Raw genomic sequence first — 23,292 nt, forward strand, 5'->3', positions numbered from 1 at the left:
TTTGTGTGTTTCCGGCTCCGCGCTTCTCTGGGTCGCCGGAAGGTGGCGCCGTCCTCAGAGGAAGAGGGCGGCGCTTCGCTTCGTGACGGGTTTCAAGCCGAGAGAGAGGCTCTCGGCGCCCGTCGCGGAGTATCCCGACATGGCAAAGGCTGCCAAGAAGATCGTCTTCTCGCGCTCGCGCGACATTCCCTTCAACAAGCTCGTGCTCTCGGAGTCCAATGTCCGGCGAACCCGGCCGGAAGCCGAGCTCGACGAACTGGTCCACGACATCGGCCGGCGCGAGGATCTCGTCCAGGGCCTCAACGTCCGCGCCATTCTCGACGAGGACGGCAACGAGACCGGCATGTTCGAGGTGCCGGCGGGCGGGCGCCGCTATCGCGCCATCGAGCGCCTGGTGAAGGCCAAGCGCTTCCCGAAGGACGGCCTCGTCCCCTGCGTCGTGCGCAAGTCCGACACGAAGATCCTCGCCGAGGACGACTCCCTCGCCGAGAACCTTCTGCGCGCGGGCCTTCATCCACTCGACCAGTTCCGCGCATTTCAGGACATGCTCGACAAGGGCATGACCGAGGAGGAGATCGCCGCGGCCTATCTCACGACCGTGCAGGTCGTGAAGCAGCGGCTGCGCCTCAACTCCGTCTCGCCGGTGCTGCGCGACGCCTATGCGGAGGAGGGCATGACGCTTGAACAGCTCATGGCGTTCACCGTGAACCCGGATCACGCGCGCCAGGAGCAGGTGTGGGAGGCCGTGCAGCATTCCTACAATCGGCAGCCCTGGCATATCCGCCAGTTGCTGACCGAGACCACGATCCCGGCCTCCGACAAGCGCGCGCGCTTCGTCGGCATCGACGCCTATGTCGCGGCCGGCGGCGCCGTTCTGCGCGACCTGTTCGAGGATGATGACGGGGGCTGGCTTGCCGACCCTGCGCTCCTTCACCACCTGGTCGGCGAAAAGCTGAAGGCCGTCGCGGACGAGATCGCCAACGAAGGCTGGAAGTGGATCAAGGTCGATCTCGACCTGCCGTATGGCTACGACCACGGCCTACGCCAGATCACGGGTACCTTCGTCGATCTCACCGACGAGGAGCGGGCCGAACGCGAGGCGCTCCGCGCCGAGTACGACCGGCTCGAAGCGGATTATGAGGGCGCCGACGAGCTGCCGGATGAGATCGACCAGCGCCTGGGCGAGATCGAGGAGGCGCTCGAGGCCTTCGAGAAGCGTCCCGTTATCTTTGACCCCGCCGACATCGCGCGCGCAGGCGTCTTCGTCAGCGTGGACCGCGACGGCGACATCGTGGTCGATCGCGGCTATGTGCGACCCGAGGACGAGGCGCCTCTTGCCGTCGACGGCGGCGACGCCGAAGCCGATGGAGAGACCGGCGGGGACGATGCTCCATCTGCGCCGTCCGTCCAACGCGCGGTCATCACGATCGGCGGCCAGGGCACGGACGCGGACGATGACGAGGAGGACGACGCCGTCAAGCCGCTGCCCGAGCGGTTGGTGATCGAGCTCACCGCCCATCGGACGCTGGCGCTGCGCGACGCGGTCGCCAATCATCCGCACGTCGCTCTCACGGCGCTCCTGCACAAGCTGGCGCTCGATTCCTTCAAGCGCACCGCGCACGGCTGCGCCGTCGAGGCGTCGGTCCGAGAGGTCCACTTCCCCGTCCAGGCCACCGACCTGAAGGACAGCGCCTCCGCCAAGGCCATCCAGGCACGCGTGGAGGCCTGGAAAGCCGACATGCCGCTCGACGACGACGATCGGCTGTGGGACTGGATCGCAGCGCTCGACGATGCGAGCCGCCTCGCGCTGCTCGCGCATTGTGTCAGCTACGGGATCAACGCGCTGTACGAGCGTCCGAATCCGTATAGCGGCAACGGCGTCTCCCAGCACGGGCTCGACCGGCGCATGCGCGATGCCGATCGGCTCGCCCGTGCCACCGGCCTCGACATGGTGGAAGCCGGATGGCGTCCGAGCGTCGCCAACTATCTCGGCCGCGTGACGAAGAGCCGGATCATCGAGGCCGTGCGCGAAGCGCTCGGTGAAGAGAAGGCGCAGCTCATTGACCACCTCAAGAAGCCGGAAATGGCCAAGGAGGCCGAACGGCTCCTCGCCGACACCGGCTGGCTGCCGGAACCGCTGCGTCCCGCCGATCCCGACGCAAGCACCACAGAGGCGAGCGATACCGACGGCGACGCGCTGCCGGCCTTCCTCGCCGACGATGAGGACGAGCAGCCGGGCGACGGCGACGCCGACGACCCGGCGATAATCGCCGCCGAGTGACGCAACCTTGGCGGGGGCGGCTTCGGCCGCTCCTGCCTCCCCTCGATCAGGAGCAATCCGATGACCAAGCTCAACCCGGCCGCGCCCCGCCGCGTCGTCTTCCAGTATCTCGTGCCCGTCCATATCGAGGTCGAAGACGGCCTCGTCTGCAGCGTGACGGTGATCGACGAAACGCCCGTCGAGAACCCGACCGTCGTGGAAGGGGACGCAGATTATCTCGACGCGGCGGTGAAGGCCGCCGATGACGGCCAGCCCTGGCCGTCGTGGCAATTCGGCTACTAGCCCGACTTCTCTCCATCCAACCCCAACAGCCCGGCCATCGCGCCGGGCTTTCGCGTTTCAGGAGCCTGTCATGCCCACTTATACCGTCGAAACGACCTACCGCGTGCCGGTCTACCGGCAGCGCACCTATGACGCCGCGACTCCGGCCGAGGCCTGCCGTCAGGCCATCGACGACGATGACTGGTCGAACGACAAGCTCGACTACGAGGCCGCCGGCGAAACCTACGTCACCGGCATCTGGCTCGGCGCCGACGCCGCCTATTCGGGCGAGGCCGTCCCGGTCCCATCGCATTTCGATGAGACCATCCAGCGCAAGGCCGCGCACTTCGAGGTCCTGTTCGGTCTCCTCAAGATCGTCGTTGCGGACCAGGGCGCACAACGGCGGACGGATGCCTATTGGCTCGCGCGGGCGAATGCGGCGGTCGCAAAGGCAGAGGCGATCATCGAGGGCGCACGCGATCCCGACGAGCCCGTCGCGCCGCCGCGACCCGTTCACATCCTCGCGCAGCTCCAGGAGGACCGCGTTCGCGACCAGCTCGCTTCGGTCATCGAGACCGATCGTGAGTTCGCGAGTCTCACCCCGGACCAGGTGACGGACGGTGACATTCACAATGCATGCGTGTCCGTCGCCGCCGACATCGATTTGTCGGAGGAAATCGGCGCAGCGGAATTCCGCGCTGCGCTCGCCGCCCTGCGAGCAGCCAAACAGGCGAAGGGAGGCTGAGATGTACGGCACCTATCTCCGCCTCGGCGTCACGGTCTGGGCCAGCGACCGCGCAGTGATCCGTGCTGCTCGGCGCAAGCTCTCGCGAACGGCGCGGCGTGATCCGGCGAAGCGTGAAGCGCGCAAGCGCTTCTACCGCGAGATGCTCGCGCATCACGCCAACGCGCAGCGCCTCGTCGCCGAATTCCGGCTCTGACGCTCCAGCCGCAACCCCGTCTTTCAACCAGCCCGGCCATCGCGCCGGGCTTCGTCGTTTCAGGAGCCTGACATGGCTGACTTCTTCACGCACTTCTCCTGTCTTCTCGATGTCGGCACGCCGAAAAACGCCGCGCGTGCGCTCGATCTCTACAATCGCATGATGGAGGAGAACGCTGCGGAGGACCCGCCCTCCGAAGCGTTCCTCCTGTCCATCCAGCCCGAGCATGGCGGGACACAGCTCTGGATTCGCGATGACGTCACCGGCGATCCGCAAGCCGTCATCGACTTCGTGCTCCGCTGCGCCAAGGAATTCGGCCTCTCCGGACGCTGGGGTTTCCAATGGACGAACACCTGCTCGCGCCCGCGCGTGAACGCCTTCGGGGGCGGCGCACACGTCCTCGACCTCGGCCGTCGCAAGACCGTGGCATGGATCGCGACCAATGGCTGGCTCGACCGCACTTTGGCCGCCAGGTCCGGAAGGCGAGGTGCGCGATGAGCATCCCCGACCATGCGCGGGCGAATTTCGCGACGCTCCTGCGCGCCGCGGCCGACGGCAACCTCGCGCTCATGGAATGCGCCGACGCCGTCACCGGCGAGGCGCGCTACGTCATCTGCGCTGTCGGGCGCGACGGCACGGATTTCGTGTTCACGCCGTTCGGCCATCTCGCCGACGGCAACCCCTTCGACGCCTATGTGCCGCCCTCGGCAGCCCTGCCGGACGACCCAACCTCCTGACCGCTTGCGCCGTCGCCTGTCTGGACGCGGCGGCCCGCCGGTCAACGGGCGAGCCGTTCCCGCATCGCCTGCGCTGCGTGACCGAGCGTGCCTCGGCCCCGTCCGGTCGCCAGTCCGTCGCAACGGGATCAGGAGGCGATCGGCAATGTGCAGGGTTCTCAACAAGCATCACGCAGGCGTGCCGGCGGGTGCCGTCTACATCGGTCGCGGGAGCAAATGGGGCAATCCGTTCCGGATCGGCCCCGACGGCGACCGAGCCGCCGTGATCGCGAAATACGAGCGCTGGCTCGCCGATCAGCATCACTTGCTGCGCGCGCTCGACGAGCTTCGCGGCCGCGACCTAGTCTGCTTCTGCGCGCCGCGTCCGTGCCACGGCGATCTGCTGCGGCTCGCCAACGCAACGCGCGAGGAGCGCATCGCCTGGTGGCGCGCTGTAAAGGCAGCGTCGTGACGAGAGGGAGAGCTTGGCCGGGACGGATTTGAGCCGGAGCGGTCCAGAGAGAGCGCCGGCCGGCTCGCCCTTTCCCGCTCTCCCGAGGTTCACCGACATGACCCCATCCACCGCTCTCGCGGCCGCGCCTGCGGTCGCGGCGTCGCCGCTTGCGTCTCCCTCCGATATCGCCCGCTGCGTCGGCACAGCCGCGAACCATCTCCTTCCGCAGCTCGAACAGGGCCGGCAGGTCGACGCGGCGACCCTCCGCGCCGCAATGGAGGGCGCCTTCGGTGGCTCCGATGCGTCCGGCGCCTGGGATTGGAAAACGGCCTACGACGCCTGCGAGGCCGCGACCGTCCTGTTTCTCCGCAAATACGGAAAGGCGCTTCTGCGCAAGGCCGGTTCTCCGGCCCTGGCCCTCCCCATGCTGGAGAAGATCGTCGGCCTCCTGCCGACGCACACGCGCCGCTCGTCCGAGAGCGAGGCCCTCCAGCAGTTCTCGACGCCGATCCCGCTCGGCCTCGCGGTCGCGACGGCCGCGGCGATCACGCGAGCCGACCGCGTGCTCGAGCCTTCGGCCGGCACCGGCCTGCTCGCCATCCTCGCGGAGATCGCGGGCGGATCGCTCATCCTCAACGAGATGGCGGAGACCCGCGCCGGAGTTCTCTCCCTGCTGTTTCCGACCATCACCACGACCCGGCACGACGCCGCGCAGATTCACGATCACCTCGACACCGCCATCGTGCCGAGCGTCGTCGTCATGAACCCGCCGTTCTCGGCGATGGCCAACGTGCAGGGCCGTATGGCCGACGCCGCGCTCCGCCATATCGGCTCGGCGCTGGCGTGGCTCGCCGACGGCGGTCGCCTGGTCGCGATCACCGGCGCCAACTTCGCGCCAGACGCTCCGGCCTGGCGCGACGCCTATGTACGGCTACAGGAGCGCGGGCGCGTCGTCTTCTCCGCCGCCATCGACGGCCGCGTCTATGCCAAGCACGGCACGACATTCCCGACCCGGCTGACCGTCATCGACAAGCGCCCGGCCGACCATCCCACCCTGTTCCCGGGTGCGCCCGGGGTCGCACCGAATGTCGCCACGCTGCTGGCCTGGATCGCGGAGCACGTTCCGGCACGGCTGCCGGTCGAGGCCTCCGTTGCTGTGCCCACTGTCACCGCGCCGCGCACTGTTCGCGGCTACCTCGCACGAACCGCCCGGGCCACTTCGCAGTTCACGAGCGCGGCCGAGCCTGAAGGCGTCGAGCTCACCTATGAGACGGTCGACTGGACGCCGGCGCAGGGCGCACGCCTCTCCGATTCCATCTACGAGGACTATGCACTCCAGAGCATCCGGATTCCCGGCGCTCAGGATCACCCGACGCAACTCGTCCAGTCCGCGGCAATGGCATCGGTCGCGCCGCCCAAGCCGAGCTATCGTCCGCGCCTTCCGGCGAACATCATCAACCTGCTTTCGGGCGCGCAGCTCGAAACTGTCATCTACGCGGGCGAAGCGCATTCCGACTATCTCGCCGGCGCCTGGACGATAGACGAAACGCTCGATGTGGTGACGGCCGCACCGGAGGACGCCAAGGGTGCGGTGCGCTTTCGGCGCGGCTGCATGATCGGGGACGGCACCGGCGTCGGCAAAGGGCGCGAGTCTGCCGGCATCATCCTGGACAACTGGATGCAGGGCCGTCGCAAGGCGGTGTGGATCTCCAAGTCCGACAAGCTCATCGAGGATGCCCAGCGCGACTGGTCCGCGCTCGGCATGGAGCGTCTGCTCATCACGCCGCTCTCGCGATTCCCGCAGGGCAAGCCGGTCACGCTTCGGGAAGGCGTCCTATTCACCACCTATGCCACGCTACGCTCCGACGACCGTGGTGAACGCCTTTCCCGCGTGCGGCAGATCGTCGAATGGTTGGGCTCCGACTTCGACGGAGTAGTCATTTTCGACGAAGCCCATGCCATGCAGAACGCGGTCGGCGCCACGGGTGAACGCGGCGATCAGGAAGCGTCGCAGCAAGGCCGCGCGGGCTTGCGGCTCCAGCACGCGCTGCCGGATGCGCGCATCGTGTACGTCTCCGCCACCGGCGCGACGACCGTGCACAACCTCGCCTATGCGCAACGGTTGGGCCTGTGGGGCGGCGAAGATTTTCCGTTCTCGACACGGGCCGAGTTCGTGGAGGCGATCGAAGCCGGTGGTGTCGCCGCGATGGAGGTGCTCGCCCGCGATCTGCGCGCACTCGGCCTCTACACCTCGCGTTCACTGAGCTTTTCCGGCGTCGAATACGAGCTGGTCGAGCATGAGCTGACGCCCGAGCAAACTCGCATCTACGACGCTTACGCGGACGCCTTCGCGATCATTCACAACAACCTCGACGCCGCCATGCAGGCCGCCAACATCACCGGCGGAAGCGAAGGCGGATCGGGCACGCTGAACCGCCAGGCCAAGTCGGCTGCGCGGAGCGCATTCGAGTCCGCCAAGCAGCGTTTCTTCGGGCACCTCCTCACGAGCATGAAGACGCCGACCTTGATCCGCTCGATCGAGCGCGATCTCGAGGAAGGCCATGCCGCCGTCGTCCAGATCGTCTCGACGGGCGAGGCGCTGATGGAGCGGCGTCTCGCCGAGCTGCCGACCGAGGAATGGAATGACGTTCGCGTCGACATCACCCCGCGGGAATACGTTCTCGACTATCTCGCCCACTCCTTTCCGGTCCAGCTCTATGAGCCGTTCACGGATTCGGAAGGCAAGCTGTCGTCGCGTCCGGTCTATCGCGACGGCCAGCCGGTCGAGAGTCGCGAGGCGGTTGCCCGCCGTGATGCGCTGATCGCCAAGCTCGCGAGCCTGCCGCCCGTCCCCGGCGCGCTCGACCAGCTCGTGCAGCACTTCGGCACAGACATCGTCGCCGAGGTGACCGGCCGTTCGCGCCGGATTGTCCGCAAGTCCAGCGGCGCGACCAGGAACGACCGCCTTGTCGTCGAGACCCGCGCCGCCTCCGCCAATCTCGCGGAGGCGCAGGCGTTCATGGATGACGACAAGCGCATCCTCGTGTTCAGCGACGCGGGTGGCACAGGGAGGTCGTACCACGCCGAGCTTGCGGCGAGGAACACGCGCCTTCGTGTGCATTATCTTCTCGAGCCCGGCTGGAAGGCGGATGCCGCCATTCAGGGTCTCGGCCGCACGCATCGGACCAACCAGAAGCAGCCTCCGCTGTTCAGGCCGGTCGCGACCAACGTCAAGGCCGAGAAGCGCTTCCTCAGTACGATCGCACGGCGTCTCGATACGCTCGGCGCGATCACGCGCGGTCAGCGCCAGACCGGCGGCCAGGGCCTGTTCCGGCCCGAAGACAATCTCGAGTCTCACTATGCGCGCGACGCCTTGCGCCAGCTCTACATGCTGCTCGTTCGCGGCAAGATCGCGGGCTGCTCGCTTCAGCGGTTCGAGGCGGCCACCGGCCTGAAGCTCATGGATGCCAACGGCATCAAGGATGAGCTGCCGCCGATCACCACCTTCCTCAACCGCATGCTCGCGCTGACCATCGAGCTGCAAGGCATCCTGTTCACCGCCTTCGAGCAACTCCTGAACGCGCGCATCGAGGGTGCGATCGCCGCCGGCACCTACGACATGGGACTGGAGACGCTACGCGCCGAGAGCTTCCTCGTCACGGATCGGCAGACGATCTACACGCATCCCGGCACCGGCGCCGAGACGCGATTGCTGACCATCAAGCAGCGTCAGCGCAACCGGCCGGTCACGCTCGATGAAGCGCTGGGCCGGCTGCGTGAGCGCGGGGCGCGACTTCTGATCAACGAACGCTCCGGCCGTGCCGCCGTGCAGGTCCACGCGCCGTCCGTCATGCTGGACGACGGCGAGGTCGAATACCGCGTCCGCCTGATCCGGCCGATGGAAGCGCCGAACGTGCCCGTGCGCACGATGTCGGAGAGCCATTGGCAGGAGGCGCACGAGACAGCCTTCGCCGCAGCCTGGACCGCGGAACTGAACGAGGTGCCGCCGTTCGCGGACTCGACCATCCACATGGTCGCAGGTTTGCTGCTTCCGATCTGGAAACGGCTGCCCAACGAGTCGACGCGGGTGTACCGGCTGCAAACCGACGACGGCGAGCGCATCATCGGCCGCCGGGTCTCGCCGGCCTGGGCGGCCACGGCCACCGCGACCGGCCTGCCATCGCTGACGCCGGAGGACGCCTTCGCGGCCCTTATCGAAGGCAAGACCGTCATCGACCTGGCCGAGGGGCTTCAGCTTCGGCGCGTCAGGGTGATGGGTGGTCATCGTATCGAATTGTCGGGCTTCACCGACACGATGCGCGAACGGCTATCCGCCGATGGTCTCTACTCCGAGATCATCTCCTGGAAGCTGCGCCTGTTCGTGCCCACCGACGCCAGCGGCCCGGCCATCCTCGCCAAGGTGATGGATCGCTATCCGGTGGCGCGCGTCGGCGAGCGGGAGGCGGCGTGATGTCCCGGCTCGACGCTTCCGAACTCGCGCACCGTCTCGCGCGCAATGCCGAGGCGGTGTGCCGTCGCTACCTGTCCAACGGCCACCGCGAAGGCCGTTACTGGATGGTCGGCGACGTGCGTAACTCGCCCGGCCGCTCGATGTTCGTGCGCCTGACCGGCCCTGACAGCGGTAAGGGCGCGGCAGGGAAGTGGACCGATGCCGCCACAGGCGAGCACGGCGACCTGCTCGACGTCATCCGTGAGTCCTGCGGCCTGGTCGACTTCGCCGACGTCGCCAAGGAGGCACGCGCCTTCCTCAGCCTGCCGCAACGCGAACCGCAGGCGAGCGAGCGTCGGCGGACGATCCAGCCAGCGCACATTGGCTCCCCGGAAGCCGCCAGGCGGCTGTTCGCCATGTCGCGACCAATCCATGGCACGCTCGTCGAGGGGTATCTCCGCAGACGCGGCATTACGTCTTTGCACGGAACCGGGTCGCTCCGCTTCCACCCGCGCTGCTACTACCGGCCGGACGAGCATTCCGCGACCGAGACCTGGCCCGCCATGATCGCCGCCGTCACCGATCTCGATGGCCGCCTCACCGGCGCGCACCGGACCTGGCTCGATCCCGACGGCTTCGATCCCATCCGTCTCGGCAAGGCGCCGATCGGCACGCCGCGCCGCGCGATGGGCGATCTTCTCGGAAACGCTGTCCGCTTCGGCATGGCCGGCGAGGTCATGGCTGCGGGGGAAGGCATCGAGACCATGCTTTCGCTGAGGATGGCGCTGCCGGACATGCCGATGGTCGCCGCTCTGTCGGCAGCCCATCTCTCGGCCATCCTGTTCACGGACACGCTGCGCCGGCTCTATATCGTTCGGGACGACGATCCGGCTGGCGACGGTGCGATGGCAACGCTGATCGAGCGCGCGTCCGACGACGGGATCGAGGCGATCGCGCTGTCGCCGAGGCTTGGCGACTTCAACGAGGATCTCCGCATACTCGGCCCTGACATGCTACGCGCCGACCTTCGGGCGCAGATCGCACACCGGGATGTCGCCCGCTTCATGGCCGAGGCCGCTTAGAGCACGCGACCGTGGACCACGCCCGGGACGAAGGTGAGGTCCAGAACCTCGCCGGCGGCCGATGCTTCGTAGTGCCGGAGAGAGCCGCGCCCTCGGCCTTCAAGAGGGCGATCGGGACGGCAAACGGCCCGGCCCGGCAACCTTGGTGGCCGACTATTTTCCGTCGGCGGCAAAGCCGCCTTTACATCGCGAAGCAAAATAGTCGGCCCCCTTCGGCCCTCCGCTGCACTTCGGCCCTGCGCTCCGCTCCGGGTGCAGGGCCGGCCCGCCCGCCGTCTTCCGTCGCCATGAAGGCCGCGAGGGTCGCGGCCAGTCCAGCGACGGAGCATCCCATGACCACCGACGACGACTTCGAACCGCACCACAGCTCGTCCCCGACCGATCACGTTCTATCCGAGCTTCAGCTCTACGGCTTCCGCCCCTTTCAGGACGAACCGGACCCCCGGCCGCTTCCCGAAGGCAGCCTCGTCGCCGGAGCCGTCGCCGACATCTTCGATGCTCTCGTCGTCACGCTCAGCGACACCCGCCTCGAGCCCGATCTCGAAGACCTGCTCTGGTCGACCACCAACGTCTTTCACCGCGCCGCCAACCGCATCGCCCGCGAGCTCGACGACAATGAGCAGGCGCAGCGCCGCAGCCAGCGCGAACAGGATGGCACCGAGGTCAAGTCCGTCGAGCTGGAGCGACTGATCGCCGAGGGGCAGACGCTCATCGAGCGACGCGACGCCTTCGAGCTGATGCGCGACCAGGCCTGCGAGCACTTCGAGCGCCACACCGGCACGGCCTGGCGGCCGCGCAATGGCTCACTCGTCAACCACCGTGCGATGACCGCGGCGATGATCGACAGCCGCGACTTTCTCTCCGCGAAGAAGCGCGCCGAGACCGAGGTGTTGCTGCCCCCCGGCCCGAAGGTCGCGCTCAGCGGCGGGCTCGACTTCAACGATCACCGGCTGATCTGGGCCAAGCTCGACCAGGTGCACGCCAAGCACCCCGACATGGTGCTCATGCATGGCGGGTCGCCAAAGGGCGCCGAACGTATTGCAGCCCGCTGGGCCGACCACCGCAACGTGCCGCAGATCGCCTTCAAGCCCGACTGGACGAAACACGCCAAGGCCGCACCGTTCAAACGCAATGACGCCATGTTGGGCATTCTGCCGATCGGCGTCATCGTCTTCCCGGGCACCGGCATCCAGGACAACCTGGCTGACAAGGCCAGGAAGCTCGGAGTTCCCGTCTGGCGCTACGGCGACAAGCCGAAGTGACCGCCGTCAACACCTCCCGGAATCAGAGCGCCGCGGCGATTTCAACTCGCCGCGGCCTTCGATTTTTTGCTATAGTAACCGTTAGCGCCGTGGTGGTGGTGGAAGGCGCGACCGTCAGATGCTTCTTACGGAGGCCACCATCATGATTGTCGTCAGCATTCTCGCCAGCATCGTCGCCATTGGCGTCGTCTGCGCTCTCTTGTTCTACCTTGCGGTCTATGCACTGCCGCTGTTCGCGGGTGTGACGGCCGGGGTGTGGGCATACGGCACTGGCGCCGCTTGGCTTGGAGGTATCGCCGTTGGGTTCGTCGCGGGTCTCGCGACGCTCCTCGTCGGCCGCCTCCTGCTTGCGTTCGTCAAGCCGCTCTGGCTTCGCTTGATGATCGCGGCGGTGTTTGTCGCGCCCGCGGCCATCGCCGGCTATCACGCGACCCATGGTATCGTGAAGCACACCATGCCCTCGGAAACCTGGGCGGTTGCTTTTTCGGTGATCGGGGCTGTTGTCGTCGGCATCACTGCCTTCGCCCGGCTCGCGACGCTGGCCCCGCCCGGTCAATCCGGCCAGGGCGTGGCTCGGGCCTGACGCCATGCAAGCACGGTGGGATAACCAGATCACGCTGCCTTTGGTCCCTCCTCGTTGGTGGCCAACGCAGCCGCGCCGGACAACGCGGGTACTTGCTTGAGCCATGATTCGCTGATCACTCCGGAACGCAGGCTGGGCAGCACAACGAACATCGCGCCCCGAGGGGGCAGCGGCCGGATCGCTCGCCCTTTCGTCTCCTCCGCAGTCATGATGCGGGTTCTGATTGCCTCGACATGGTGAAGCCCTCGCCGCCATCCGCCGGGTCTCAACGGTTGCACGACGGAGTCGCCAGTTCTCCTTGATCCTTTCTCTGTCTGATCGAGCGCTCCAAGCGGCCTCTTTGATGGGCTGATCTGGCCGAAGGCCGGCTTCGCCTCGATCGCCTATGCCGCAATGGCGCCGATCGACTTTCTTCCCCTGGGCTGCGCCCATTCCTCGCGAAACAAGAAAGTCTCCCGGCTGCCATCCTCCGCTGCGCTACGGCCTGCGCGCAGGTGCGGCGTCGATCGCCTCCGGCCAACCGATCGCCATCGAGGCCGCAATGGTGCGGGCTCGAAACAGAGATCAAGGAGAACTACTATGGCGACCATCGGCACCTTCAAGAAGTCCGGCAACGAGTTCGTCGGCCAGATCGTCACCCTCAGCGTCCAGGCCAAGAACGTCCGCATCGTCCCGGAGACCAACCGCTCGGGAGAGAACGCCCCCAGCCACCGCGTCTTCGTGGGCCGCGTCGAGATCGGCGCCGCCTGGGCCAAGCGCTCCAACGAGGGCCGCGACTATCTCGGTCTCAAGCTCGACGACCCGTCGTTCACGGCTCCCATCTACGCCAACCTCTTCGACGACGAGGACGGCGAGGCCTACAGCCTGATCTGGTCCCGCCCCAACGGCCGCCGCAGCGCCGACTGAGGCGAGAGCCACCATGCCCCGCCCGGATCGACCGGGCGGGGCCTAGCTCGCTTGGATGGGCAAGGAAGGAACGACCGAATCAGCGCGGCGCGATTCGCGCCAATCGCCTGCCGTTGGCCCCTATTTCGACTCGCGCCGCCTAGCAAGAACGACTATTATAGTCGTAGTTCTGGCGCGCTCGGTCGGCCCAGTGGGAGGTGATCATGCATGATCACCGCCCGACAATCGCGGGCCGCTCGCGCGTTGCTGGGATGGACGCAGGAAACGCTTGCTGACCGGGCCCTTGTTTCGCTCACGGCGCTGAAGCGCCTCGAATCCGGTCATCGCGCCGTCTACGAATCGACGGAAGATCAGGTCCGTCGGACGCTCGAAGCGGCGGGCATCGTCTTCCTGTCGTCCGACCAGGGCGAAGGAGTGATGCTTGTCCGCGCGAAAGTCGAGGCCGGCACCAAACGATGACGCCGCACGATTCGTGAACGTCCCCATCATCGTTCAAGCTCCCCCCTTTGCACTCTGCGTCAGACCGCGTAGCGTTAACAGTTCGTTGACGCGAAGACGCGTCGACCCGCGGGTTTCGATTTGACACACGTTCCGTTCATGGATGAGCCGCCGCAGAGCATGGCTCTCACGAGCTATGACCGAACTCACATGAAGCTCTATCTGCGTCTCCTCGACGCCGAGAGCGACGGTGCCGACTGGCATGAGGCGGTCGAGGTTTTGTTCGGGATTGATCCCGCAAAGGAACCCGACCGCGCCCTTCGCGTGCATCGCAGCCATCTTGCCCGAGCTCATTGGATGACCGAGCAGGGATATCGACAGCTCGTGCGCGAAGCCGGCGTCTAACCGTAGGGTGGTGCCGTCCCGGCATCACCCGTTGCCACCCATGGGTCTTCCCGCAATTCGTACAACTGGCAATCGTGTCCGTCCTCCGCACCAACGTATCGCGGAAGGGAGGAGAGGGCATGCGACCCGACACGACGCATTGGCGATCATCCTCATCGTATGACTACGTGGATAGCCTCTACGCCCCCGATGCCGCCTGGGAAGCGCTCAGGCGCAACAAGCGCTATCAGCAAGATTACGGGCAAGGCGGAAACCTCATCGCCGACGCTGATCGTCTCGTAGACCTTGTGCGTCAGCGCTGGGGGTTACGCTTTCCCGATCGATCCATCGCTTGCCGCGACCGAGGCCACCGTGTTCTGGGCACCGGAGGTAGATCCAGGCACCGTCATCCTCTCCTCGGTGCCGCAGCTTACGTCCGTCGAGGTTAAGTCTCTCGCAGACCTTGCAAGCGATCACGCGCATAGCAGTCCCGATGGCCAAAGCATATTGTTTGGCCATGGCGCCAGAACAATCCGCGTCTTTTTGACGCCCGATACCTCGCCGGAACAGCCTGTCGTGGCGGTCTTGCCACTTGGCGCTGATGGCCATGATCGCATCGATGCCGCCATGCGCCTGTGGCGAGCCCTTAACAATCGCCGCGTTCCGCCCGATCCTCGACTCACCGCGCAACAACGGCGCAGGCTTCGACGCATGCTGCAGGCGGTTGACGGCCACAATGAGGGCGCCAGCTATCGCGAGATCGCCGAGGCAATCTTCGGACCCGCTCGCATTTCAGAAATGCCCTGGAAGACCTCACCGCTCCGCGACGTGACGATCGACCTTGTGAAAGATGGCCTCTCGCTGATCGATGGCGGTTATCGCGCACTTCTGCGTCGGCGCCGCCGTCGATAGCTTCGGCGCCTGCCCGACCCCGGGGGTGCGATTTAAGCGTTCGCATCTTCCCCATCCCCCACACTGCTTTTCCTCCGCCACCGTGGCCTTCGCTCGCCGGTGCTCGCCGGCAATCTGAACGAACGCCCGGAGGTGCGACAATGACCAATCTTGCCGGCTTGCCGCCGCGCTTTTTGCGCACGCCCGAGGCTGCGGATTTCCTCGGCCTTTCCAGCCGAACGCTCGAAAAGCATCGCACCTACGGCACCGGCCCAGCCTATCGAAAGCTCGGCGGTCGCGTCGTCTATGCGCTCGACGACCTGAAAGCCTGGGCCGACCGCGGCGCCGTCACATCGACATCCGACCCGCGCGGCTCGGTGCTGCCGGCCAAGCGTCATGACGCGGCCGCGGGGCAGGCCAGCCGCAGCCGTCGCTAAGAGGCACCGCATGTCCTTGTCGCGACGCACCAATGAGCGGGAACAGCTCGATCTCTTCCGGGCGCTGCCGGGTGATCTCGCGCCGCGCGATGCGCAGGACCTCATGGCCTACCCATTCTTCTCTCTCGCAAAGTCGAAGCGGCTGACGCCGATCGACTTCAAAGCCGGCACGATCGTTATCCGCGTCGAGGCGGTGCCCGAGCACGGCATGGCGACCATCTGGGACGCCGACGTGCTGATCTGGGCGGCCTCGCAGATCGTCGAGGCGCGCGATCTCGGCCTGCGGCCCTCGCGCCTGATGGCGGCAACGCCCTACGAGATTCTCTCCTTCATCGGCCGCGGCGTGAGCGCACGCGACTACGATCGTCTCAAAGCCGCGCTCGACCGCCTGCAATCGACCACGGTCGCGACCTCGATCCGCCAGCCAAACGAGCGGCGGATGCACCGCTTCTCCTGGATCAACGAGTGGAAAGAAAAGGCCGATCCGCACGGTCGCCCGCTCGGCCTCGAGCTGATCGTGCCGGACTGGTTCTACGCCGCGGTCCTTGACGACGCGCTCGTGCTCACCATCGACCGCGCCTATTTCCGCCTGACCGGCGGGCTGGAGCGCTGGCTCTATCGCCTCGTGCGCAAGCACGGCGGCCGCCAGCAGCACGGATGGAGCTTCGACATCGCCTATCTGCACGCGAAGTCCGGCAGCCTCTCGCCGCTCAAGCACTTCGCCTACGATCTGCGCGACATCGTTCGCCGGCAGACGCTGCCCGGCTACCGGCTGACCATCCAGCAGCCGCCGGACGCCCCCGAACGCCTTTCATTCGCGCCCATCGATCCCGCTGCCCTCGCTTCGCTGGAGCAGCGCGGGACCTCGCGCGCTGGGGATAAGCTGTGAATCGTCTCGAGCTATCAGGGACCGAACCTATCGTGCCATCGGGGACCCGATCCTCGTGCTATCGGGGACCGGAATCGTCGAATCCGCACGCTGATTCAAGCCATTGCGCGCGCCGTAACTCTTCTAACCAAGATTCCTTCGGAATCTTTCTAACGGCCGCTCCGAAATCCACACCTGTGCATGAGCGCCGCCGAGAGCGGGGCGCGCCATGATCGTCGCGCTGCTCAACCAGAAAGGCGGGGTGGGCAAGACGACGCTCGCTCTTCACCTCGCCGGCGAGTGGGCGCGGCGTGGCCAGCGTGTCACCGTCATTGACGCCGATCCGCAAGGCTCCGCCCTCGACTGGTCGCAGCAGCGCGCCCGCGAAAGCCTACCACGCCTGTTCGGCGTGATCGGCCTACCGCGCAACACGCTTCATCGCGAAGCGCCCGAGCTCGCGCGCAACGTCCATCACATCGTCATCGACGGCCCGCCGCGCGTCGCCGGGCTGATGCGCTCGGCGCTGCTCGCGGCCGACATCATCCTGATCCCGGTGCAGCCATCGCCGTTCGACGGCTGGGGCTCGGCCGAGATGCTCGCGCTGCTGAGCGAGGCGCGCGTCTACCGGCCACAGCTCGTCGCCCGCTTCGTGCTCAATCGGTGCGGCGCACGCACGATCATCGCGCGCGAGACGGCGCTCACGCTCGCCGATCACGATCCGCCGCTGCTCACCTCCAAGGTCGGCCAGCGCGTCGCCTTTGCCGACGCCGCGCAATCCGGCCGCCTCGTCTGGGAAGCCCACGCAACGAGTGCGGCGCGCGAGATCACTGCCCTTGCGAGCGAAGTCGGGAGGCTGGCGCGATGACTCAGCACTCTTCCAAACGCGCCTTCATCGCGCGACCGGCCGACCCCGAACGCTGGATCAAGGCGCCGGAACCGCGCTCCAGCGGCAACAGCGACGCGGCCGCATTCACCGCGCGGCTGACGATCGACATCACTCCGGAGCTGCGCGGCCGCATCAAGATCGTCGCCTTCCAGCGCGGCCTGACCGTCGCGGACATGCTGCGCGACCTGCTCGCCCGCGAATTCCCTCCAGCCGAAGGAGACCTGCCATGACCGGCGCGTCGCATCTGCGTCTCGTGCCGTCGCCGTTTCCCGTCGACGGCCTCACGCGCGTCGAGCTGACATGGATCGAGAAGAAGGTCGAATACTGGATTCGCTTCGGCAAGGAGAAGGATGAGCAGATCCTCGACCGACGCCGCCGCGTCCTGAGCTTCACGCCCAACAGCGTCTTCGCCTTCGTTCGCTGGGCCTCGAACGACCACGGCACGCTCATCTCGCGCATCGACATCGTGCGCACGATCACGCCGGGCGAGCGCTATTCCACACTGCCTTTCGTGCGGCCGGGCGGCGACATCCTCCTCAAGATGGAGAGCTGGCCGAAGGTCGAGCGCGTCCTCCAGGTCATCGACGCTATTGAGTCGGCTGGAATCGATCCGAGCGAGGTCTCACCGCATCACTGGCGGCATGTCCACAATCGCTTGACTGCGGGCCAGGAACCGCGCGCCTACACGGTCGAGCAACATCGCGCGATCCTACTGCGCCGCGAGATCGAGTCATGACGCGCTTTGGCTACGTCATGACCACGTACTTCGCCGCGATGTCGATCGGCGTCGGCTCCTTCGTCCCCGTGACGCCCCGACTCATCTGGAACGCTTCCGCCAGCATGCCGATTGGCTTCTATACGATCGCGCCGGCGGATCGGCTTGAGGTCACCGACCTGGTCGTCGTCAACGCGCCTGAACCGCTCTCCTCCTTCCTGGCTGAGCGCCACTACCTGCCGCGCGGCGTGCCGCTCCTGAAACGTGTTGCCGGGCTTCCGCGGCAAGAAGTCTGCCGCCATGGCATGCACGTCACAGTCGACGGCATCGACATGGGCGATGCGCTGGTGCGCGACCGGCTCGGCCGGCAACTGCCGATCTGGCAGGGCTGCCGCCGCATCGCCGACGGCGAGGTCTTCCTCATGAACTGGTGGGTCGAGGACAGCCTCGACGGGCGCTACTTCGGCCCGCTCCCCGCCAGCGCAATCGTCGGCCACGCGCTGCCGCTGTGGACCGATGAGGAAGGCACCGGACAGTTCGAATGGCGCGCACCGACGCGGTGACGGTGCGCACTGTCATCCCTCTCATCGCACCACCAAGGAGACCGAAATGCCTCAGATCGGAGAGTTCACCCGCATCAAGAATGGTTATTCCGGACGCATCCGCACGCTCTCACTCGACATCGAGATGGTGTTGGTTCCGGCGGAACATTCGGACGCCGAGAACGCGCCGGACTATCGCGCGCATCTCGGTGACGGCGATGGCCCGGAGATCGGCGCAGGCTGGAAGCGCACCGGTGAGAAGGCTGGCGACTACGTCTCGGTCCAGATCGACGACCCCGCACTCGGACAGCCGATCCGCGCCAATCTCTTTCAATCGGGCGAGGGCAAGTCCGTCTGGGGTTTGCATTGGACACGTCCGCAGAAGCGCGCCGAGCGGGACTGACGGAATGCCCATCTGCTGCACCTCACCAACGCGGATCATGAGGCCCGGGCGGCGTTTGCCCGCCCGGCGTCTCACCGCTCTTCTCCTTACCGGCCTGCTCTCGGTAGTCACGATCAGCGGTTCGGCCAGCGCTCAGGTGGTGCCGTCCGCCAGCGCCGATCAGGCGAGCCCCATCGCCCTCCACATCGACGTGGCCTCGCGCCGCTTCCGCATTCCGGCGTCCTGGATTCGCGCGGTCATGCGCGCCGAAAGCGCACATGATATCCGCGCCGTATCCTCTGCTGGCGCGATCGGCCTTATGCAAGTCATGCCGGAAACCTGGCTTGAGCTGCGCGCCCGCTACGATCTTGGTCGCGACCCCTTCGATGTGCGGGACAACATTCTCGCCGGCACCGCGTACCTGCGCGAGATGTACGACCGATACGGCAATGTCAGCGCCATGCTGGCCGCCTACAATGCAGGGCCCCGGCGTTACGACGAGTACCTTGCGGGCACGCGCGATCTGCCGGTCGAGACGCGGGCCTATGTCGCCACGATCGCACCCCTTCTCGGGGTTGACCCGCCGCCGTATGCAATGCCGTCGACGCGCGCTGATCCGCTTGCTTGGATGAGCGCCCCGCTCTTCGTCGCACGCTCTGATGACGTCGGAAAAGCAGCCGCAATGCATCCCGAGCGTCAGCGCGAGAGCGGACCGAACGCGCCACGAATGCAAGACACCAGCGCATTCTCAGCGCGTTCACCCGCTCTATTCGTAGCACGCGGCGGCAACGAGAGGCCGCAATGACGACTGCCGTCCCCATTCGCGTCATGGCGTGTTCAGGCGTGGAATGGAGTGCGTTGAGGCAGGAGCTTGGAAGCACGACCGCACGATGGCGAGATAAAAAGGCGCGATGTGCGCGCGAGGACGGTCGTGGTTTTTCAATAGCTTGCGAGCCGAATTCGCGAGGTGCGCCTTGTCGACGCAGCCTGCGACCTCGGCGCTCTCTCTGTTCAATCAGAATGTTAGCGCGATGTGCGGAGCTGTGGCTATGAGCGTTGAGGACGAGTTCCGCATCCGCCCCGGCCGCATCCGCTCGACGCGCGCCCAGCGCGCTCGGCCGTTCATCGCGCAGGCGCTTGCGGCCGCGCAGCGGGCCGGCGGTCACGTCTCACGCTCGGGCAACATCAGCTCCGGCACGGGATCGCGCTTCGGACGTGGCCGCCGCGCGACCGTGCAGGCGAACCGTCTGCTCACCAGCCGCTCGCGCATCACGGTCATCAAGACCCGCGTCGTTCGCCATTCGGCGCGCTCGGCGCCGCTTGCAACACACCTCAGCTATCTCCGCCGCGAAGGCGTGACCCGGGATGGGGAGAAGGCCCGTCTCTTCGGACCCGGCGGCGACGACTTGGATGCCAAGGAGTTTGCCGAGCGTTGCGAGGACGATCGCCACCACTTCCGCTTCATCGTCTCGCCCGAGGATGCGACCGAGATGTCGGACCTCAAGATCTTCGCCCGCGACCTGATGAACCAGATGGAGAAGGACCTCGGCACCAAGCTGGACTGGGTGGGCATTGATCATTGGAACACCGACAATCCCCACGTCCACATCATCCTGCGCGGCCGCTCCGACGACGGCCAGGATCTCGTCATCTCGCGCGACTACATCAAGGAAGGCATGCGTGCTCGCGCACAGGATCTCGTGACGCAGGAGTTGGGCCCACGCACGGATCAGGAGATCCGGCGCAACCTCGAACGTCAGGTCGAGTCGGAGCGCTGGACCAACCTCGACCGGCAACTCGCGCGTGACGCGTATCAGACAGGCGTCATCGATCTCGCTCCGAGCCCTGATCGCCAGCCTGACGAGTTTCACGTCCTGAAAGTCGGACGGCTGCGCAAACTGGAGGCTCTGGGCCTCGCCGATCAGATCGGTCCGGGCCAGTGGGTGATGGTCGAGAATGCCGAAACCACTCTGCGCGAGCTTGGCGAGCGAGGCGACATCATCAAGCGCATCCATCGCGGGCTGGCCGAGCGCAATATCGAGCGTGGCACCTCGAGTTTCGTGCTCGCCGGAGAGAGCCTCGACGACCAGATCGTTGGTCGTCTCATAGCGCGTGGTCTCGATGACGAGCTGAACGGCACGGCCTATGCCGTGATAGATGGAGTCGACGGCCGGACCCATCACATCAAGCTCGCCGACCTCGATGCTGCTGGGGACTCGGGCCCAGGTTCGATCGTCGAGCTGCGCAAGTTTGATGACGCGCAGGGCCGGCGACGCGTTGCGCTCGCAGTTCGATCGGACATCCCGCTCGAGCAGCAGATTACTGCCAACGGCGCCACCTGGCTGGACCGCCAAGCGATTGCGCGCGAACCTGTGGCCCTTGGTGGCGGTGGCTTCGGAGCCGAGGTGCGCGACGCGCTCGATCGCCGCGCCGAGCATCTCATCAGTCAGGGCCTGGCCGAGCGCCAGGCGCGCGGCGTGAGTTTCAGCCGCAACCTCATCGGAACACTGCGCGGGCGCGAACTCGACGCACTGAGCGAACGCCTGAGCGCCGAGACAGGACAAGCCGCCGTCAAACCGTTGGCCGGCGAATATGTCGCCGGCACATACCGCCGCCGCTTCGACCTCGCATCCGGTCGCTTCGCAATGCTCGATGACGGGCTCGGCTTCCAGCTCGTCCCGTGGTCGCCCTCACTCGAACGGAATCTCGGCCGCCACATCTCCGGTATCGCCCGCGGCGACGGCGGGGTCGATTGGAGCTTCGGCCGGAAGCGCGGGCTCGGCCTGTGAAGGCGCCAGAAAAGAAGGAGTGCCGACGATGTCAGCTACGAAAGTCCTCTGGGGTCAAATTCTGGTTGTCTCGCTGATCATTCTGGCGACCACGTGGGCAGCGACGCAGTGGACGGCATGGCAGTTGGGCTTCCAGGCACAGCTCGGCGAGCCGTGGTTCGATCTGTTCGGCTGGCCAGTCTACTACCCGCCATCATTCTTCATGTGGTGGTACTTCTACGACGCCTACGCGCCAGCAATTTTCGTGCGCGGTGCGATCATCGCCGCATCCGGTGGTTTCATCGCGATCGCCGTCGCCATCGCGATGTCGGTGTGGCGGGCGCGTGAGGCCAAGAACGTGGACACCTATGGGTCGGCCCGTTGGGCGCGGCCTGAGGAGGTCAAGGCAGCCGGCCTCCTCGGGCCCGACGGGGTCGTGCTTGGAAGGCTCGGCCGTGACTATCTCCGGCACGACGGACCCGAGCACGTCCTCTGCTTTGCGCCGACCCGCTCTGGCAAGGGCGTCGGCTTGGTCATTCCCTCGCTGCTAACCTGGCCCGGCAGCGCGATCGTCCATGACATCAAGGGAGAGAACTGGCAGCTCACCTCCGGATTCCGCGCGCAACACGGTCGCGTTCTGCTGTTCGATCCCACCAACGCGAAGTCCTCCGCCTACAACCCGCTACTCGAAGTGCGGCGCGGAGAATGGGAGGTCCGAGACGTCCAGAACATCGCGGACATCCTGGTCGATCCCGAAGGCTCGTTGGAGAAAAGGAATCATTGGGAGAAGACCTCCCATGCGCTGCTGGTCGGCGCCATCCTCCATGTGCTCTATGCGGAGGAAGACAAGACGCTCGCCGGCGTCGCATCCTTTCTCTCCGATCCGCGCCGCCCGATCGAGTCGACGCTTGCCGCGATGATGAAGACCCCGCATCTCGGGGAGGCCGGACCACATCCAGTCATCGCAAGCGCCGCCAGGGAGCTGCTCAACAAGTCTGACAACGAACGAAGCGGCGTTCTGAGCACGGCCATGTCGTTCTTGGGCTTGTACCGCGATCCCGTGGTCGCCGCTGTTACGCGCCGGTGTGACTGGCGGATCACCGACATTGTGGGCGACGCGCGACCAACGACGCTCTACCTCGTTGTGCCACCGTCAGACATCGCGCGCACCAAGCCTCTCATCCGGCTGGTCTTGAACCAGATCGGACGGCGCCTGACAGAAAACCTGCGTGCGAAAGGGCGCCGCCACCGGCTGCTTCTCATGCTCGATGAGTTTCCCGCGCTTGGCCGCTTGGATTTTTTCGAGAGCGCGTTGGCCTTCATGGCGGGTTACGGCTTGAAGTCGTTCTTGATCGCGCAATCGCTGAACCAAATCGAGAAGGCCTACGGGCCAAACAACTCGATCCTCGACAACTGTCATGTGAGGGTGAGCTTTGCTACGAACGACGAAAGGACCGCCAAAAGGATCAGCGACGCACTCGGCACGGCGACCGAGATGCGCGCAATGCGCAACTATGCCGGCCATCGCCTGAGTCCCTGGCTCGGCCACCTGATGGTGTCGCGATCAGAAACTGCGCGACCGCTGCTTACGCCGGGTGAGATCATGCAGCTCTCGCCAACGGACGAAATCGTCATGGTTGCCGGCACGCCACCTATTCGCGCCCGGAAGGCGCGGTACTTTGAGGATCGCCGCTTTCAAGAGCGCATCCTTCCGCCTCCGGAGACCGCAAAGGCATCCGACCCGCAGTCGAATGAGTGGACGTCCATGCCCGTCCCACCGCGCCCGGCCCTCGAACTGGTGGGATCGGCGAACGGCAGCAGCGAAGGCGAAGACCCAACCGGCTCCGAGAAGCGGCGGCAGCCCGAGCTGAACCGCACGAGCCCGGTGGAGAGGAAACTTCCTATGGAAAACGAGTTCGAAATCGACCAGGTCGACGACGATGCGGACGACACTGCACGCCTGAGCCGTGTGAACCGCCTCATGCAAGGCATCGCGCGACAAGTGTCCCTCGATCCGAACGATGGCATGGAACTTTAGGCAGCCT

The 23,292-nt window shown here is 66.2% G+C and carries 26 protein-coding genes; all 26 read left to right on the top strand.

Annotation, left to right across the window (positions count from 1 at the left end; translation table 11 throughout):
* The first annotated feature begins 139 nt into the window (after positions 1 to 139).
* The 26 genes from ACFQUV_RS18025 (at position 140) to ACFQUV_RS18150 (ending at position 23,285) form a co-directional block, all read left to right on the top strand.
* Positions 140 to 2,281, top strand: a complete 2,142-nt coding sequence (locus tag ACFQUV_RS18025) for a ParB N-terminal domain-containing protein (RefSeq protein ID WP_129608355.1) — start codon at positions 140 to 142, stop codon at positions 2,279 to 2,281.
* A 60-nt stretch (positions 2,282 to 2,341) separates the two neighbouring features.
* Positions 2,342 to 2,563, top strand: a complete 222-nt coding sequence (locus ACFQUV_RS18030; protein ID WP_129608354.1) for a hypothetical protein — start codon at positions 2,342 to 2,344, stop codon at positions 2,561 to 2,563.
* A 70-nt stretch (positions 2,564 to 2,633) separates the two neighbouring features.
* Positions 2,634 to 3,287 carry a hypothetical protein gene (locus tag ACFQUV_RS18035; protein ID WP_129608353.1) on the top strand — a complete coding sequence of 218 codons (654 nt, stop codon included), beginning with the start codon at positions 2,634 to 2,636 and terminating at the stop codon, positions 3,285 to 3,287.
* Position 3,288: 1 nt separating this feature from the next.
* On the top strand, positions 3,289 to 3,483 hold the full coding sequence (locus tag ACFQUV_RS18040) for a hypothetical protein (RefSeq protein ID WP_129608352.1): 195 nt from the start codon (positions 3,289 to 3,291) through the stop codon (positions 3,481 to 3,483).
* A gap of 72 nt (positions 3,484 to 3,555) precedes the next feature.
* Complete coding sequence (locus tag ACFQUV_RS18045) at positions 3,556 to 3,981, top strand: hypothetical protein (RefSeq protein WP_129608351.1); 426 nt, start codon at positions 3,556 to 3,558, stop codon at positions 3,979 to 3,981.
* Positions 3,978 to 4,220 (top strand): DUF6117 family protein, encoded by a 243-nt coding sequence (locus ACFQUV_RS18050; protein ID WP_129608350.1) that lies wholly within the window; start codon positions 3,978 to 3,980, stop codon positions 4,218 to 4,220. The genes ACFQUV_RS18045 and ACFQUV_RS18050 overlap by 4 nt, the downstream gene beginning before the upstream one ends.
* Before the next feature lie 145 nt (positions 4,221 to 4,365).
* Positions 4,366 to 4,671, top strand: a complete 306-nt coding sequence (locus ACFQUV_RS18055; protein ID WP_129608349.1) for a DUF4326 domain-containing protein — start codon at positions 4,366 to 4,368, stop codon at positions 4,669 to 4,671.
* A 97-nt stretch (positions 4,672 to 4,768) separates the two neighbouring features.
* On the top strand, positions 4,769 to 9,124 hold the full coding sequence (locus ACFQUV_RS18060) for a strawberry notch-like NTP hydrolase domain-containing protein (RefSeq protein ID WP_129608348.1): 4,356 nt from the start codon (positions 4,769 to 4,771) through the stop codon (positions 9,122 to 9,124).
* Positions 9,124 to 10,185, top strand: coding sequence for a toprim domain-containing protein (locus ACFQUV_RS18065; protein ID WP_129608347.1), 1,062 nt, complete (start codon positions 9,124 to 9,126; stop codon positions 10,183 to 10,185). Before ACFQUV_RS18060 ends, ACFQUV_RS18065 begins: the two co-directional genes overlap by 1 nt.
* A 332-nt stretch (positions 10,186 to 10,517) precedes the next feature.
* On the top strand, positions 10,518 to 11,447 hold the full coding sequence (locus ACFQUV_RS18070) for a DUF2493 domain-containing protein (RefSeq protein ID WP_129608346.1): 930 nt from the start codon (positions 10,518 to 10,520) through the stop codon (positions 11,445 to 11,447).
* A gap of 142 nt (positions 11,448 to 11,589) precedes the next feature.
* On the top strand, positions 11,590 to 12,030 hold the full coding sequence (locus ACFQUV_RS18075; RefSeq protein WP_129608345.1) for a hypothetical protein: 441 nt from the start codon (positions 11,590 to 11,592) through the stop codon (positions 12,028 to 12,030).
* Between the two features lie 579 nt (positions 12,031 to 12,609).
* Positions 12,610 to 12,936 (top strand): DUF736 domain-containing protein, encoded by a 327-nt coding sequence (locus ACFQUV_RS18080; RefSeq protein WP_129608344.1) that lies wholly within the window; start codon positions 12,610 to 12,612, stop codon positions 12,934 to 12,936.
* A gap of 207 nt (positions 12,937 to 13,143) precedes the next feature.
* A complete protein-coding gene (locus ACFQUV_RS18085; RefSeq protein ID WP_129608343.1) occupies positions 13,144 to 13,395 on the top strand; it encodes a helix-turn-helix domain-containing protein in 252 nt (83 codons plus the stop codon).
* 138 nt (positions 13,396 to 13,533) lie between these two features.
* A complete protein-coding gene (locus tag ACFQUV_RS18090) occupies positions 13,534 to 13,779 on the top strand; it encodes a DNA -binding domain-containing protein (protein WP_129608342.1) in 246 nt (81 codons plus the stop codon).
* A 119-nt stretch (positions 13,780 to 13,898) separates the two neighbouring features.
* The gene (locus ACFQUV_RS18095; RefSeq protein ID WP_244601504.1) at positions 13,899 to 14,207 is read left to right on the top strand and encodes a transcriptional regulator domain-containing protein; all 309 of its coding nucleotides are present in this window, start codon (positions 13,899 to 13,901) and stop codon (positions 14,205 to 14,207) included.
* Positions 14,131 to 14,670 (top strand): DUF2285 domain-containing protein, encoded by a 540-nt coding sequence (locus ACFQUV_RS18100; RefSeq protein ID WP_129608341.1) that lies wholly within the window; start codon positions 14,131 to 14,133, stop codon positions 14,668 to 14,670. Before ACFQUV_RS18095 ends, ACFQUV_RS18100 begins: the two co-directional genes overlap by 77 nt.
* A gap of 140 nt (positions 14,671 to 14,810) precedes the next feature.
* Complete coding sequence (locus ACFQUV_RS18105) at positions 14,811 to 15,086, top strand: AlpA family transcriptional regulator (RefSeq protein WP_129608340.1); 276 nt, start codon at positions 14,811 to 14,813, stop codon at positions 15,084 to 15,086.
* A 10-nt stretch (positions 15,087 to 15,096) separates the two neighbouring features.
* On the top strand, positions 15,097 to 15,975 hold the full coding sequence (locus ACFQUV_RS18110) for a replication initiator protein A (RefSeq protein ID WP_129608424.1): 879 nt from the start codon (positions 15,097 to 15,099) through the stop codon (positions 15,973 to 15,975).
* Between the two features lie 208 nt (positions 15,976 to 16,183).
* Positions 16,184 to 16,819: a ParA family partition ATPase gene (parA, locus tag ACFQUV_RS18115; protein ID WP_129608339.1), complete on the top strand. Its 636-nt coding sequence runs from the start codon at positions 16,184 to 16,186 to the stop codon at positions 16,817 to 16,819.
* Complete coding sequence (locus ACFQUV_RS18120) at positions 16,816 to 17,070, top strand: hypothetical protein (RefSeq protein ID WP_129608338.1); 255 nt, start codon at positions 16,816 to 16,818, stop codon at positions 17,068 to 17,070. Before parA ends, ACFQUV_RS18120 begins: the two co-directional genes overlap by 4 nt.
* Positions 17,067 to 17,576 carry a DUF2840 domain-containing protein gene (locus ACFQUV_RS18125; RefSeq protein WP_129608337.1) on the top strand — a complete coding sequence of 170 codons (510 nt, stop codon included), beginning with the start codon at positions 17,067 to 17,069 and terminating at the stop codon, positions 17,574 to 17,576. The genes ACFQUV_RS18120 and ACFQUV_RS18125 overlap by 4 nt, the downstream gene beginning before the upstream one ends.
* On the top strand, positions 17,573 to 18,118 hold the full coding sequence (locus ACFQUV_RS18130; RefSeq protein ID WP_129608336.1) for a S26 family signal peptidase: 546 nt from the start codon (positions 17,573 to 17,575) through the stop codon (positions 18,116 to 18,118). The genes ACFQUV_RS18125 and ACFQUV_RS18130 overlap by 4 nt, the downstream gene beginning before the upstream one ends.
* A 46-nt stretch (positions 18,119 to 18,164) precedes the next feature.
* Positions 18,165 to 18,500: a DUF736 domain-containing protein gene (locus ACFQUV_RS18135; RefSeq protein ID WP_129608335.1), complete on the top strand. Its 336-nt coding sequence runs from the start codon at positions 18,165 to 18,167 to the stop codon at positions 18,498 to 18,500.
* A 4-nt stretch (positions 18,501 to 18,504) separates the two neighbouring features.
* Positions 18,505 to 19,284 (top strand): lytic transglycosylase domain-containing protein, encoded by a 780-nt coding sequence (locus tag ACFQUV_RS18140; RefSeq protein WP_129608334.1) that lies wholly within the window; start codon positions 18,505 to 18,507, stop codon positions 19,282 to 19,284.
* A 244-nt stretch (positions 19,285 to 19,528) separates the two neighbouring features.
* The gene (locus ACFQUV_RS18145) at positions 19,529 to 21,268 is read left to right on the top strand and encodes a VirD2 family relaxase/mobilization nuclease (RefSeq protein ID WP_129608333.1); all 1,740 of its coding nucleotides are present in this window, start codon (positions 19,529 to 19,531) and stop codon (positions 21,266 to 21,268) included.
* Between the two features lie 28 nt (positions 21,269 to 21,296).
* The gene (locus tag ACFQUV_RS18150) at positions 21,297 to 23,285 is read left to right on the top strand and encodes a conjugal transfer protein TraG (protein ID WP_129608332.1); all 1,989 of its coding nucleotides are present in this window, start codon (positions 21,297 to 21,299) and stop codon (positions 23,283 to 23,285) included.
* The last annotated feature ends 7 nt before the right edge of the window (positions 23,286 to 23,292 follow it).

Source organism: Rhodoplanes sp. P11 (genome assembly GCF_964266735.1).
Classification (GTDB): domain Bacteria; phylum Pseudomonadota; class Alphaproteobacteria; order Rhizobiales; family Xanthobacteraceae; genus Rhodoplanes; species Rhodoplanes serenus.